Annotated in this window: 10 protein-coding genes; 2 read left to right on the top strand and 8 right to left on the bottom strand. The window is 30.2% G+C overall.

Annotation, left to right across the window (positions count from 1 at the left end; translation table 11 throughout):
- Positions 1-115: 115 nt before the first annotated feature.
- Entirely contained in the window at positions 116-1510 is a 1395-nt protein-coding gene (locus tag AJ939_RS01560) for a DUF2972 domain-containing protein (RefSeq protein ID WP_070233197.1), read from the top strand.
- 9 nt (positions 1511-1519) lie between these two features.
- Here AJ939_RS01560 and AJ939_RS01555 read toward each other — a convergent pair whose 3' ends face one another.
- The 4 genes from AJ939_RS01555 to AJ939_RS01540 are packed head-to-tail and all read right to left on the bottom strand — an operon-like array spanning position 1520 to position 4251.
- Positions 1520-3373 (bottom strand): primosomal protein N', encoded by a 1854-nt coding sequence (locus tag AJ939_RS01555; protein WP_074469951.1) that lies wholly within the window; start codon positions 3371-3373, stop codon positions 1520-1522.
- Complete coding sequence (locus tag AJ939_RS01550; protein WP_002852324.1) at positions 3355-3792, bottom strand: prepilin-type N-terminal cleavage/methylation domain-containing protein; 438 nt, start codon at positions 3790-3792, stop codon at positions 3355-3357. The genes AJ939_RS01555 and AJ939_RS01550 overlap by 19 nt, the downstream gene beginning before the upstream one ends.
- Entirely contained in the window at positions 3789-4031 is a 243-nt protein-coding gene (locus tag AJ939_RS01545; RefSeq protein ID WP_002854947.1) for a hypothetical protein, read from the bottom strand. Before AJ939_RS01545 ends, AJ939_RS01550 begins: the two co-directional genes overlap by 4 nt.
- Positions 4021-4251: a hypothetical protein gene (locus tag AJ939_RS01540; RefSeq protein ID WP_002852327.1), complete on the bottom strand. Its 231-nt coding sequence runs from the start codon at positions 4249-4251 to the stop codon at positions 4021-4023. The genes AJ939_RS01545 and AJ939_RS01540 overlap by 11 nt, the downstream gene beginning before the upstream one ends.
- A gap of 153 nt (positions 4252-4404) precedes the next feature.
- Here AJ939_RS01540 and uvrB point away from each other — a divergent pair, with 153 nt between their 5' ends.
- Positions 4405-6378: an excinuclease ABC subunit UvrB gene (gene uvrB / locus AJ939_RS01535; protein ID WP_070276192.1), complete on the top strand. Its 1974-nt coding sequence runs from the start codon at positions 4405-4407 to the stop codon at positions 6376-6378.
- On the opposite strand, the gene AJ939_RS01530 is transcribed toward uvrB, so the two are convergent.
- The 4 genes from AJ939_RS01530 to kdpA are packed head-to-tail and all read right to left on the bottom strand — an operon-like array spanning position 6373 to position 12663.
- Positions 6373-8304 carry a sensor histidine kinase gene (locus tag AJ939_RS01530; protein WP_070276194.1) on the bottom strand — a complete coding sequence of 644 codons (1932 nt, stop codon included), beginning with the start codon at positions 8302-8304 and terminating at the stop codon, positions 6373-6375. The two genes, uvrB and AJ939_RS01530, sit on opposite strands and share 6 nt — an antisense overlap.
- A gap of 2 nt (positions 8305-8306) precedes the next feature.
- Positions 8307-8915: a potassium-transporting ATPase subunit KdpC gene (gene kdpC / locus AJ939_RS01525; RefSeq protein ID WP_070276196.1), complete on the bottom strand. Its 609-nt coding sequence runs from the start codon at positions 8913-8915 to the stop codon at positions 8307-8309.
- A 1-nt stretch (position 8916) separates the two neighbouring features.
- On the bottom strand, positions 8917-10962 hold the full coding sequence (kdpB, locus tag AJ939_RS01520; protein ID WP_070276198.1) for a potassium-transporting ATPase subunit KdpB: 2046 nt from the start codon (positions 10960-10962) through the stop codon (positions 8917-8919).
- Positions 10963-10971: 9 nt separating this feature from the next.
- The gene (gene kdpA, locus AJ939_RS01515; protein WP_070276200.1) at positions 10972-12663 is read right to left on the bottom strand and encodes a potassium-transporting ATPase subunit KdpA; all 1692 of its coding nucleotides are present in this window, start codon (positions 12661-12663) and stop codon (positions 10972-10974) included.
- Positions 12664-12668 lie beyond the last annotated feature (5 nt).

Below are 12668 nucleotides of genomic sequence, written 5' to 3'. Positions count from 1 at the left end.
AATTTTAACTTTTTATTGCTTTAATTAAAGTTTATTTTTGATAATATATTTAAATTTCATGATATTTAAATATTTATGAATTATATATAAATTAAATACAATTAAAAGAGATTATATGCAAAATCTTTTACTCTATATAAAAAATAACCTAACTCCAACCCTAGCTCAAATTCTTTTACAAGCTTTAAAAAATTCAAATAATGAAAAATTTTTTACCTTTGTTTTGAAAAATATTGAAACAATTTGCACTTGGCTCAATTCTAGCGAATTTAAGAATAGATATTTATCAACAAAACATCCTTATCCACCTTTAATCAATCCTAATTTCATAGAAATAGATGCTAGTCGACATTGTGCAGAATTAGCCTGGGATTTAAATTTACCCCTACCTAAACACTATAAATTTATCTATATTTCTCCACATGGCGTTGGAGCAGCAGCATTTTTAAGATACCTTAATCAATGTTGCGATGTAACTTGTTTTGCCTCCTGGGTTTTACCACCTGATGCCAAAGAAAGATATTGTCTTAATTACATGTGTCTAAATGACAATACGATTACTCAATATGCTATTAATATATCAGAAATTAATCTACCTTATTTTGATAAATATCTATCTTTATTGGATTTTAACTCTAAAATTATTTGCGGAGTTCGCGATCCAATAGGAATTTTAAAGCACAACTGGGGAAGAGATTGGAGTAAAGTTTTAAGAAACTATCCCTCTGAATTTAATCTAACTTATGATTGGCGTTATTATATTGACTATCTTACTCATCAAAATCATAAAATTAAAATCGATATAAACGAACTACAACAAGGAGTTTTTATCATCTCTTATTTATTAAAATATTTTAACAAAGACAATGTATACTATCTTGATATGGAAGAAATCCGTCAATCAAAGGCCTTCGATACTATGAATTTGCTTGCTATAAATTTTAATTTTACCCCCCCCCATAAAGATAAATTAGATTTATTTAAAATTAAAGAATTTAGAGGTTATATTCGCTATCTTTTTCCTATCACACTCTATGCAAATTCTAAAGATATTAATAACACCTTTTATATTAATACTCCTAAAAATAATAAAAATTTCAATATTGATAAAACTTCTAGCATTCCCATAATTTTAGACAGAAAACATATCAATCATGAAAAAATAGACATAATACAAGAAATTATAAAAAACGACCTATGTAATGATATGGGTGTATATATTGATAAAAATGATTTTAAACAATTAGAACAAAACAATCTTTTATTTTCAACAATTAAACATTATTTGTATGATTTTTTATATCAAATTAAAATAACCATAGATGAAACAGAATCAAAAATGATGAAAGAAAAAGATGTAATAGATTATTTTATAAAAAATAAATCACTTATTTATACTTTTTTTAATATTTTTGAAAATGAACTAAATCATTTAAAACAAACACATCCTCATATTATTGACTCTTGGAAATATTATAAAGAATTTGAAAAGATATACAAAGATAAATAATTATCTTACTTACACAAAATCAATAGGATCAATATCCGCACTTACATTTTTAAATTGCAAAATATAATTTTCAATTGCCACTAAAGCTTTATAATTTTCACTTCTAAGCAATAAATAAAAACGATATTTTCCATGCAGCATTTCAACTCCACAAATTCCATAGCCTACCAATTCTACTTGTTTGATATTTTTAAATTGATAGGCAAGTTTTTCGCAGAGCTTTTGTGAGGATTGTTGATCTTTATCTTCTATAAGAACTCTTAAAAGGCGTTTAAATGGAGGGTAAAGATCTTTTCTATTTTCTAACTCATCTTTTAAAAAAGCATCATAATCCTCTATATACTTTTCAAAAAAAGCTCTATTTTTTGTTTGTAAAAGCACTCTTGCTTCACCTTTACGCCCTGCCCTACCTGCAACTTGCATAGCTAAAGCTAAAGTTTCTTCACTCGCTCTAAAACTAGGACGCAACAAATACTCATCAAGTCCTAAAATCACACTCAAATCCACACTATGATAATCATGCCCTTTAGCAAGCATAGAGGTGCCAATAAGTATATCGATCTTATTTTCATTAAAGTCTTTTAAAATAGTATTAAGCTTTTTAACGCTTGTGATTTCATCGCTATCAAATTTTGCTATTTTTGCTAAAGGCAAAGCATTTTGCAAAAGCTCTAAAAGTTCAGCAGTCCCCATTTTTCTAGCTTCTAACATTTCTCCTTTACAACTTGGACAATTTTGCTCTATTAAAGAAGTATAATTACAATAATGACATTTTAAAACATTTTTCTTTTTATGCATACTCATAGCAATAGAACAAAAAGGACATTTTATCGTTTCTCCGCAATCCTTGCAAATGATTTGCCTAAAATTAGCCCTTGTAGGTAAAAACACTATAGCTTGTTTTTGATGTTTTAAACTTTTTTCTAATTCGCTTAAAAGCATAGGTGTTATACCAAGCTCATTTTCATCATATAAAAAATGTTTTTTGCTCTCAAAAAAAGTTCCTTTTAGTCTAAAACTTTTTTGTTTGTAAAAACTCGTCAAAGATGGGGTTGCAGAACCTAAAACCACTTTAATATTATTTTTTTGACCCAAAAAAAGTGCTAAATCTCTTGCATTGATAAAAGGCTGACTAGAAGCCTTGTAAGAATTATCATGTTCTTCATCTACTACAATAAGTCCTAAATTTCTAAAAGGCAAAAACAAAGCCGATCTTGCACCCGCTACTAAAAGCACTTCTCCCTTGCAAAAACGCTCTAAATATTCTTGCTTTTTTTTCTTTGAAATTTTAGAATGCCACAGGAAAAAATTATCCTTAAAATACACTTCCAAACGCTTTTTCATTTGTGGAGTAAGTGCGATTTCTGGCATCAAAAGCAAAGCTTGCTTACCCTGTTCCAAACACTCTTTTATCAAAGAAATATAAATTTCAGTCTTGCCACTACCCGTATCAGCAAAAAGCAAGGAATTATTTTCTTTTTGAAGAAAACTTAAGGCATTTTGTTGTTGATTGCTTAGCTTAGGGGTATCTTTAAAAAACATTTTTTGACATTCATACTTAGGACTAGTTTCAAAAAATCCCAAAACAAAACCAAGTTTTGAAGCATAATAATAAACAATAAAATTTGCTAATTCAAATTGCAAAGGAGTTAGAAAATACCCTGTAATTTCTTTAATTTCTACGGTTTTAAAATCAGGTTTTTGACATTCTTTAAGCACGATAGCTTTAAGGTTTTTTTTAGTTTTTAAATCCACTAATACTTGTGTTAAAGGTTTGATTTCATCAAAACTATGAAAAGTTAAATTATCCAAATACAAACCACAAATTGCAAGTTCATAATATCTTATATCAAATCTTTGCATCTAGAACTTCCTATACACTTTAACAAACCTTCTTTAGAATCATAAATAAATTCAACCATCTCTTTGGCGTTTAATGCAAATCTATAGTGATTTTTACCTATTTTTATCCAAGATTTAAAATCAGAATAAATAGGCGTATCAAGCAAAGAATAATCACAATCATTTAAACAATAAAAGAGTTTTTCTTTGGCTTGATTGTTTTGCGCATTATCTAAAATTTCTGGAAAATTTAAATTTTTAAGTCTCATTTGACTACGCATTAAAGCAAGAGCCGAGCTTAGCATTTCATAGTCCATTTTTAATTTTAAAATTTTAACCTCATCTTTTGTAGTATTGATAAAAGATAAAGATAAGCTTGATAAAATTCCCAAAATCAAAATCACAAAAACAAGCTCAAGCAGAGTAAAAGCTTTATTCATTTTGTCGGGAGTTCTTCATTGATTGCTTTTATTAGTTTCTTAAGTTCTCTTTCTAAAATATAATTTTCATAACTTTTTTTAACAAACGCATCTACAAAGCGTTTAAGTTCTATTTTTTTTGTACCGCCAGAAATCAAAGCGATATCATCTTCTAAAAAATTTGCAAATTCTTCACTGCACTTAACAATGAAATCTTTTGCATTGACATTAACAATGACTTGTTTTAGATTATCTGCCAAGAACAGCCTCTATTTTCTTATAAATATCTTCGCTTTCTATATTGCGAGATTTAAGTTCTTCTTCTAAACGCATGATTTGATTACTTTTTGCTTCATTTTGTGCTTTAACGCTTACAAGCTCATTTCTTAAAGCCTCATTGGCTTCGCAAACTTCGTTATACTTTTCAATTAATTCATTTACTTTATCTGTCATAGTATTGATTATTTTTTCATCAAACATATTTTTGCCTTCTTAAGAAATTTGTAATTTATGGAAAATATTATTTGATATTGTAGCAGAAAAAAATTTAAATTTAGGTTTTTATTGTCAATTAATTTTTAATTAAAGCATTTTCTTTTAAAATTTTTTCAAAAATAAAAATAAAGTAGAAAAATGTTAGAACTTACCAGCGAATTTAAACCCAGTCCCGATCAACAAGAAGCCATAAAAGGCATAGTAAAAAGTATAAAAAAAGGCAACAAATATCAAACCTTACTAGGAGTTACAGGAAGTGGAAAAACCTTTACCATGGCAAATATCATTAAAGAACTTAATATACCTACTCTTATCATGAGTCACAACAAAAGCCTTTGTGCACAACTTTATAGCGAATTTAAAGGCTTTTTTTCTAAAAATCATGTGGAATATTTTATATCTTATTATGATTATTATCAACCTGAAGCCTATATCCCACGCACTGATGTTTTCATAGAAAAAGACAGCTCAACCAATGAAGACTTAGAGCGTTTAAGACTGAGCGCCACTGCTTCTCTTTTAAGTTATGAAGATGTAGTTTGCATAGCTAGTGTTTCGGCAAATTATGGACTTGGTAATCCAAATGAATACATAGGCATGGTTTTAATCTTTGAACTAGGTATGCAAATTTCACAAAAAGAACTTTTAAAAAAACTTGTAGATATGGGTTATAAAAGAAATGATAATTTTTTTGATCGTACAGATTTTAGAGTTCAAGGAGATATTATAGACATTTATCCAGCTTATTATGAAGATGAAGTAGTAAGACTTGAATTTTTTGGCGATGAGCTTGATGCTATGTATCATTACAATGTTTTAGAAAATAAAAAAGGCAAAGATTTAAAACGCTTCATACTCTATCCTACAAGCCAGTTTAGCGTGGGCGAAACAAGATTAAAACAAGCGATAAAAGACATAAAAACAGAACTTAACGAACGCCTTGCTTATTTTGAACATGAAAATAAACTCGTAGAATATCAACGCCTTAAACAAAGGGTTGAATTTGATCTTGAAATGCTTACAAGCACAGGAATGTGTAAAGGCGTTGAAAATTATGCAAGGCATTTAACAGGACTTAAAGAAGGTGATACTCCTTATACGCTTTTTGATTATTTTGCGATTAAAGATAGAAAATTTCTTGTTATAATTGATGAAAGCCATGTATCTTTACCACAATTTAGAGGTATGTTTGCAGGAGATAGAAGCAGAAAGCAAACCTTGGTAGATTATGGTTTTCGTTTGCCTTCAGCCTTGGATAACCGTCCTTTAATGTTTGATGAATTTATCCATAAAAATTGTCAATTTCTTTTTGTTTCAGCTACACCTGCACCTTTAGAACTTGAACTGAGTAAAGAAAATATCTTTCATCAAATCATGCGTCCTACAGGACTGCTTGATCCTTTGATAGAATTAAAAGATGGTGATAATCAGGTTGAAATTTTATTTGATGAGGCTAAAAAAGCCATACAAAGAAACGAACGGGTTTTAGTAACCGTACTGACTAAAAAACTCGCTGAAGAACTTACAAGGTATTATTTAGAACTTGGTATAAAAGTCAAATACATGCACTCAGATATCGATGCTATAGAACGCAATGAAATCATAAGAGGTTTAAGAAGCGGTGCTTTTGATATGCTAATTGGCATTAACTTACTTAGAGAAGGACTTGATTTGCCTGAAGTTTCACTCATTGCCATTATGGATGCAGATAAGGAAGGTTTTTTAAGAAGTACTACAAGTTTAATCCAAACCATGGGAAGAGCAGCTAGAAATGTCAATGGTAAGGTTTTGCTTTTTTGCAAAAAAATCACAAAATCCATGCAAGAAGCTATGGATACCACCAATGAACGCCGCAAACTTCAAATGGCTTATAATAAAAAATACAATATTACCCCAACTTCAGTCAAACGCCATATTGAAGAAAGTTTGAAAAATGAAGAGGATTTAGGCGAAATTTATCGCAAAGGTAAAAAACTAGAAAAAATGCCAGCTAGCGAAAGAGCAAAACTTGTCAAAGAATTAAGAAAGCAAATGCTTGAAGCAGCAAAAGCACTTGAGTTTGAAAAAGCTGCTGCAATTAGAGATGAGATTAATAAATTAAGGGATTTATAATAAAAATATATCCCTTGTTCTAACTCCTGCCTCATTAAGTAAAGCACTTAAAATTTCATACTGAAAGTCTTGCAAGGGACGTTTTTCTTTTAAAACTATACCTATAACCCCTTTAGTTTTTTCCCCATCTTCTATAGGTAAATACATAGCATTAGCATTAGGCAGGGTATTTGTACAAACACCTGCTCTTTCTTTATTTGTTGCAACCCATTGAGCAATAGCAATCTCATCAGCACTAAAACAATTTTTTAACATTTGCTTATCATCGTTAAAAAACAACAAAGGTTTCGATAAAATATTGTTTTTATTTATAGGATAAATAATAATAGGTAAATTTAATAATTTTAAAGCTTGATTTCCAAGTTGTTCCCAAAGTTCTTGTTTGCTTTTCACTCTTGCTAACTTTTCACTATTTTCAAGCAAAATAGCTGTTCTATAAGCTCTTTTAGTGAGTTCTTTAGATTGCAATTTTAATCTTCTAGTAAAAACAGCTGTTAAAAATCCAACTATAAACATAGTTGTAAAAGTAATAATATTTCCACTATCATGAACTTTAAGACTAAAAATAGGCTCTAAAAAGAAAAAATTATAAATCAAAACACTTACCAAAGAAGAATAAAAGGCGAAAATTTTATTATCAGAAATAAAAGAAGAAGCAAAAACTGCTAAAATAAAAATCATAACTATATTACTTGGCTGAGTATTAAATTTATGAAACACAAAAGCTATAAAAGTTGCCAAAAGCAAAACTCCTGTGATTTTTAAAAAACCTAAAAAATCAAAACCTTTTTTACTTCGTATTTTAGGAGTAGAAATTTGATTTTCATTGACAAGATATAAATCAATATTGGGTGCTTTTTTAGCAACAGCTTCAAAAATCTCTTCTTTAAACTTTTTTTTATCTTTATTTTTACCTAAAACAATTTTAGAAACATTGCTAAGGCTTGAATACTCTGCAATTTGTCTTGCTATATCATCATCATATACGCTAATGATTTCAGCATTAAAACTTTTAGCTAGTTCTATATTTTCTTCTAAGGCTTTTTCTTCTTTAATATTGGGATTTTTTATATAAAGCGCACTCAATTTAGCATGAAAAGCTAAAGCAAGTCTTGCAGCTGCACGAATAACCTTTGCATTTGAAGCATTAATACAAACTAAAATATGCTCTCCAGTATGATAAGCTAAATCATCATTAATAAGCCTTTGTTCACTTGCTCTTAAATTCACTCTTGAAGCAAGTCTTCTTAAGGCAATCTCACGCAAAGCTATAAGTCTTTCTTGGCGAAAGAAATTTTCAAGTGCTAGTTTAGCTTGTTTTTCCTTATAAATTTTGCCATCTTGCATTCTTTTTAAAAGCTTATTGGGTTCAATATCAACAAGTTCAACCTGATCAGCATCATCAAAAATACGATCAGGAATACGCTCTTTAACTTCTATCTTACTGATATTAGCGACTAAATCATTTAAACTTTCTAAATGTTGTATATTTAAAGTAGTATAAACATCAATACCTGCTTTTAGAAGTTCTTCTATATCTTGAAAACGCTTTTCATTACGCAAGCCTTTAGCATTAGTGTGTGCAAGCTCATCTACTAAAACCAAAGCAGGTTTTCTCTTAAGGGTAGCGTCTAAATCAAATTCTTTTAATACTATATTTTTATAAGGAATTTCAAGATTAGCTATACTTTCAAAACCTTGTGTTAAAGCCATTGTTTCAGGTCTATCGTGAGGCTCTATATAGCCTAAAACAACATCAACTCCATTATCCCTTAAAGTTCTAGCTTCACTTAACATAGCATAAGTTTTTCCAGAACCTGCAGCATAACCTAAGAAGATTTTTAATTTTGCAAGTTTGTTTTTTTCTTCTTCCTTGGCTTTAACCTCAAGTTTTTTAAGAATTTGTTCAGGACTTTGTCTTTGCATGTTTATTCTTTTTTCATGGCTTTAGCAATAGCTATATTAACGGCTAAAACATTAACTTTTTCTTCCCCAAAAATCCCTAAAAATTTAGACTCGGTATTTTCTTGAATGATTTTTTCTAATTCTTCTTTGGTGATTTTTGAAGATTGACTTATCCTAGGAATTTGCACTAGGGCTGCTTGAAGACTGATATGAGGATCAAGTCCTGATCCCGAAGCGCTTAATAAATCCAAAGGAATTTGTTCTTTTGTAATTTGCGGATTTTCATCTAAAAATTTTTGCAAATCTTTTTGCACACGCTCTTTTAAAGCAGGATTTGACATAGCATAATTAAATCCACCTGAACTTACACTGCTTTCATTTGCATCACTTGTATTGTAATTTAATACAGATGCTCTTGAATGTAGAAAATAAGGCTTATTAAAATCTTGACCCAAAAGCTTTGAACCTACCGCTTTACTTATATCCAAAGTTGGACGACCTTCTTTATCCACTAAACTTCCACTTGATTGATAAGGAAAAATAAATTTTGCAACTGTATTTAAAGCAAAAGGATAAATAAGAGTACACAATATTAACATTATCACAAAAAAACTAAGCAAAGTTCTAAGCATATCACACTCCTAAAATTCTAAGTATCCAAGCTGTAGGAATATCAATTATTTTTATCCCTATAAAAGGTGCTATCATACCACCTAAACCATAAATACTCAAATTTCTTAAAAGCAAATGCTCGCTTTTCATAGGCTTAAATTTAACTCCACGCATAGCAATAGGTATGAGCAAAGGTATAATAATAGCATTAAAAATAAGTGCTGATAAAATAGCACTTTGCGGGGTAGCCAAATGCATAATATTTAAAATTTGCATTTGAGGTAAAACCACACTAAACATAGCAGGTAAAATAGCAAAATACTTAGCAATATCATTTGCCATACTAAAAGTTGTAAGACTACCCCTAGTAATAAGCAAACCTTTTCCTATTTCAACTACTTCTAAAATTTTAGTAGGATTAGAATCAAGATCTATCATATTGGCTGCTTCTTTGGCTGCTTGAGTTCCTGAGTTCATAGCTATACCTACATCAGCTTGCGCAAGAGCTGGAGCATCATTGGTTCCATCTCCTGTCATGGCTACTATCTTACCTTGAGCTTGTTCTTTTTTAATGGCTTCTATTTTATCTTCAGGCTTGCATTCTGCTATAAATCCATCAAGCCCTGCTTCTTTAGCTATAGTAGCTGCTGTTAAAGGATTATCTCCGGTACACATTAAAGTTTTTATGCCCATTTTTCTAAGCTCATCAAAGCGCTCTTTAAGTCCTGGTTTTACTGTATCCTTTAGATAAATTACTCCTAAAATTTTTTCATTTTTACACACTACCAAAGGAGTGCCACCAAGATTTGAAATTTCCATTACCTTAGTTTCTAAATCGCTAGGAATTTTTCCATTCATTTCGCTTATATAAGCTCTTATAGCATCAAAAGCACCTTTGCGAATTTTTGTATTATCTTGCAAATCCACACCGCTCATTCTATTTTGAGCGCTAAATTCGATAAATTCTTTAATATCATTACCTTCTAATTCATAACCCATTTTTTGAGCCAATGCAACTATACTTTTACCTTCTGGAGTTTCATCTTTTAAAGAGGATAAAACACAAGCTTTAATCATTTCGTCTTTGCTTATACCTTGGACTTCATAAAATTCATTTGCCAAACGGTTTCCAAAAGTAATCGTTCCCGTTTTATCTAAAATCATAGTATCAACATCACCACAACTTTCAACAGCCTTGCCTGAAAGTGCGATCACATTAAAACGCGTTACCCTGTCCATACCTGCTATTCCTATAGCTGATAAAAGCCCCCCTATAGTTGTAGGAATAAGACATACAAGCAATGCTACTAACCACGAAATAGGCAAACTCACGCCTAAAAATTGCATAAAAGGATATAAACTTACAACCACTACTAGAAAACTCAAACTAAGCACAATTAAAAGAGTATTAAGAGCAATTTCATTTGGAGTTTTTTGACGCGCAGCACCTTCTACAAGATTGATCATTTTATCTAAAAAACTTTCCCCAGATCCAACTAAAATTTTAATCTTTAAAAAATCAGTTAAAACCGTAGTCCCACCTGTAACAGAAGAAAAATCACCGCCCGCTTCACGCATAACAGGAGCACTTTCACCTGTAATAGCTGATTCATCAACACTTGCAGCGCCTTCTATAATTTCTCCATCATTAGGTATAAGTTCACCTGCTTTAACTAAAACTATATCACCTATTTTTAACTCGCTAGAATTAAGCATTTCTTCACTGCCATCACTTTTTATGCGTCTAGCTTTAGAATCCTTTTTGCTTTGTCTTAAAGTAGCTGCTTGGGCTTTACCCCTTCCTTCTGCAATACTTTCTGCAAAATTTGCAAAAAGCAAGGTTATAAATAAAATAAAAGTGATTAAGATGTTATAAATTCTTTCATCAGAATTTCCATTAAACAAAGTAGGAAAAATACTTAAAATCAAAGTAAGAATGAATCCAACTTCCACCATAAACATAACAGGATTTTTTACCATAAAGCGTGGATCAAATTTTAAAAATGCTCCTTTTATGGCATTATTTAAAATTTCTTTTGTAATGAGTTTATTTTGTTTTTTAGACATTGACTCTCCTTAATGCCATAAAGATAAATATTCTGCAATGCTTGATAAAGTAAGCACCGGAAAAAAAGTAAGTGCAGCAAAAATATATATAATACAAACAAGCACAAACATAAAAGTTAAATTATCCGTTTTTAAAGAATTTGCAGTATTTTCTTGTGTATTTTTAGCCAAAAGCGATCCAGCTATAGCAAGCTGAGCTATTAAAACCAAATAACGCCCACAAAACATAGCAAAAGCTGTACTTAAATTCCAAAATAAATTATCATCTTTTAAACCTTCAAGTCCTGAACCATTATTTGCTGCCGAAGAACTAAATTCATACAAAATTTGAGCCAAGCCATGAAAGCTAGGATTGCTTATACTATCTTTTGCAAAAACAACAGCTAATGCACTTAAAACAAGGATTAATAAAGGATGGATAAGAATTACCAAAGCTATAAGCTTCATTTGTGCGCTTTCTATTTTTTTACCCAAGAATTCTGGAGTTCTGCCTATCATTAATGCACAAATAAACACGGTTAAAAGCACATAAATAATCATATTCATAAGCCCTACTCCTTCGCCACCAAAAGCTACATTTAACATCATATTTAACAAAGTAGCACTGATGCTTAAAGGATTTAAACTATCGTGCATATTATTGACGCTTCCTGTAGTAAAAGCAGTAGTTACAGCACTAAATAAACTCGAACCATCTGTGCCAAATCTTATTTCTTTACCTTCTAAATTTCCCAAATTTGCATTTAAACCCAAAGAATCCAAATTTGGATTTGACATTTTTTCGCTAAAATAAATTAAAAGCAAAGAAATGATAAAAATAATCCCCATTGCACCAAAAATAACTCCCCCTTCTTTTCCCATAAGAGCAAAACCTTGTCTTTCTTTTCTATGATAAACCATCAATCCAAAAGCTACAACACAGGCGCTAGGAATAAGCATCATGGATAAAATTTGTAAAAAATTTGTAAGTAAAGTAGGATTTTCAAAAGGCATACTTGAATTAGCACCAAAAAAACCACCCCCATTTGTCCCTAAATGTTTTATAGACTCAAGAGCTGCAACAGGACCTGTGGCAATACTTTGAAATTTATTTTCTAAAGTAAGCACGCTAAAATTTGCGTGATAGTTTTGCACTACGCCTTCAGAGATAAAAATTACAGCCAAAATAAAACTTAAAGGCAACATCAAACGCGTAATAATACGCGTAAAATCTTCATAAAAATTTCCCATTTGCATGCCACATAAAGCACGACAAAAAGCCATACAAGCAGAATATCCACTTGCACTTGAAACAAACATAGCAAGTAAAATGCCTGTATTTTGCGAAAGCAAACTTAAAGCACTCTCTCCACTATAATGCTGAAGGTTTGTATTTGTAATAAAACTAATTACAGTATTTAAATTCAAATCCCCTTTCATAGAATTTATCGAATTGGGATTTAAAAAAAGTTTATCTTGCAAATAAAAAATCACGAAAGAAAAAATAGCCACTAAGGCATTAAAAGCAATTAAATGCAAAGAGTATTTTTGCCAAGTCATATTTTTTCTATCAATCGCACAAATTTTATAAATTAAGTTATCAATTGGATTAAAAATAAAATCAAAAATAGTTTTTTTACAGCTTGCAATTTTATAAAGATAATTTCCAAAAATTAAAGCTAATATAAAAGCTATAATCAGTGTTATTAAAATTTCTAGCATATTTT

The organism is Campylobacter sp. BCW_6889 (assembly GCF_001762535.1).
Classification (GTDB): Bacteria; Campylobacterota; Campylobacteria; order Campylobacterales; family Campylobacteraceae; genus Campylobacter_D; species Campylobacter_D jejuni.
The sequence above is the reverse complement of the archived record's forward strand: the minus strand, read 5'-3'. Positions and strand labels throughout refer to the sequence as shown.

Excerpts from the sequence above, each read along its gene's own strand:
- AJ939_RS01540 (WP_002852327.1), bottom strand. The coding sequence starts at position 4,251 with ATGTTTGATGAAAAAATAATCAATACTATGACAGATAAAGTAAATGAA.
- kdpB (WP_070276198.1), bottom strand. The coding sequence starts at position 10,962 with ATGTCTAAAAAACAAAATAAACTCATTACAAAAGAAATTTTAAATAAT.
- AJ939_RS01530 (WP_070276194.1), bottom strand. The coding sequence starts at position 8,304 with ATGCAAAGACAAAGTCCTGAACAAATTCTTAAAAAACTTGAGGTTAAA.
- AJ939_RS01555 (WP_074469951.1), bottom strand. The coding sequence starts at position 3,373 with ATGCAAAGATTTGATATAAGATATTATGAACTTGCAATTTGTGGTTTG.
- AJ939_RS01550 (WP_002852324.1), bottom strand. The coding sequence starts at position 3,792 with ATGAATAAAGCTTTTACTCTGCTTGAGCTTGTTTTTGTGATTTTGATT.
- uvrB (WP_070276192.1), top strand. The coding sequence starts at position 4,405 with ATGTTAGAACTTACCAGCGAATTTAAACCCAGTCCCGATCAACAAGAA.
- kdpA (WP_070276200.1), bottom strand. The coding sequence starts at position 12,663 with ATGCTAGAAATTTTAATAACACTGATTATAGCTTTTATATTAGCTTTA.
- AJ939_RS01560 (WP_070233197.1), top strand. The coding sequence starts at position 116 with ATGCAAAATCTTTTACTCTATATAAAAAATAACCTAACTCCAACCCTA.
- kdpC (WP_070276196.1), bottom strand. The coding sequence starts at position 8,915 with ATGCTTAGAACTTTGCTTAGTTTTTTTGTGATAATGTTAATATTGTGT.